At 52.8% G+C, this 1,187-nt stretch carries 1 protein-coding gene; it reads left to right on the forward strand.

Features of this window, described 5'->3' with window-relative positions; all coding sequences use genetic code 11:
- Positions 1-214: 214 nt before the first annotated feature.
- Complete coding sequence (locus AAZU54_RS27250; protein ID WP_434727895.1) at positions 215-1,171, forward strand: IS110 family transposase; 957 nt, start codon at positions 215-217, stop codon at positions 1,169-1,171.
- The last annotated feature ends 16 nt before the right edge of the window (positions 1,172-1,187 follow it).

The raw sequence follows: 1,187 nt of genomic DNA on the forward strand, positions 1-1,187 counted from the left end.
CAAGCCCGCTTGTATGGTTAGACTTGAAGGGGTGGTGGGACTAAATGCCCGATTCTGACTGTTCGCAGCAGTACAGACCGTGGGAGACATCGCCCCACCCCTTCCACCAAAGCGCCGATAAAGAATGCATCGTTTGCAAGCGACGATAGAAGCAAGCCAGCGCCTCTTGGTGAAACCCCTTCAAGCCGAAAAACCTTAACGTGGAGAACCGCCCATGGCAATGCAGGCAGGCAAACTGATCGTGGGTACGGACGTCGCAAAGGCTGAGTTGGTTATCCATCACGACGCTAGTGATGAGGTAATCAAACTGAAAAATTCAAAACCCGACATCAAGCGATGGTTGAAACAACAGCCGCTCAACACGGCTATCGCGGTTGAAGCGACCAACGTCTATCACTTGGACCTGGTCGAGTTAGCCCATGGTGCGGGTCTTGAGGTTTATGTCATTGATGGCTTTCAACTGAGCAACTATCGGAAAAGTGTTGGAGGACGAGTCAAAACTGACCCTTCTGATGCGAGATTGTTGTCCCGGTTCTTGAGAAACGAAGGGGAAGATCTTCGCCCCTGGAGCCCCCCTCCCGCCGTCTACGGCAAGGTCCAGAGCCTTCTGCGACGCAGAGCTGCCTTGGTGGCAGCACGCACTGCAATGACTCAGAGCTGGGCCAATGAAAGCCTTTTGAAGAGCGCCTTCGAAGTGTTCGTCAAATCGATAGACCGCCTCGATTTACTGATTCAGAAAAAGCTTAAGGACGTGCTCCGAGAAGCCGGACTACAAGAACAAGTGGCTCGCTGCCAAGCCGTAGAAGGAATTGGTTTTCTGACCGCTGCGGCATTAGTCATGGCCTTTGTCAGAGGCGAGTTCAAAAACAGTGACTCCTTCATCGCATTCCTTGGAATGGACCTGCGAGTTAATGACTCTGGGCAGACGAATGGACGTCGTCGCCTGACAAAGCGGGGATGTTCAGAGATCCGTCGTTTGCTGCACAACGCGGCAATGTCCGCCAGCAGGTCGGCCGCTTGGAGAGACCTTTATGAGCAGCATCGAAACAGCGGTAAAGCAACAACCCAAGCCTTGGTCATCTTGGCTCGAAAGCTTGCCCGCGTGGCTTTCGCCCTGATGAAAAATCAGGGCGAATACATCACCAGAGCTATGAAATTGGCTTGCCCATAACCATAGAATCTCCCAC

It is taken from the genome of Pseudomonas sp. Je.1.5.c (assembly GCF_051129895.1).
Taxonomy (GTDB): Bacteria; Pseudomonadota; Gammaproteobacteria; order Pseudomonadales; family Pseudomonadaceae; genus Aquipseudomonas; species Aquipseudomonas urmiensis.

Coding starts and splice junctions, on each gene's coding strand:
- AAZU54_RS27250 (WP_434727895.1), top strand. CDS start 215: ATGGCAATGCAGGCAGGCAAACTGATCGTGGGTACGGACGTCGCAAAG.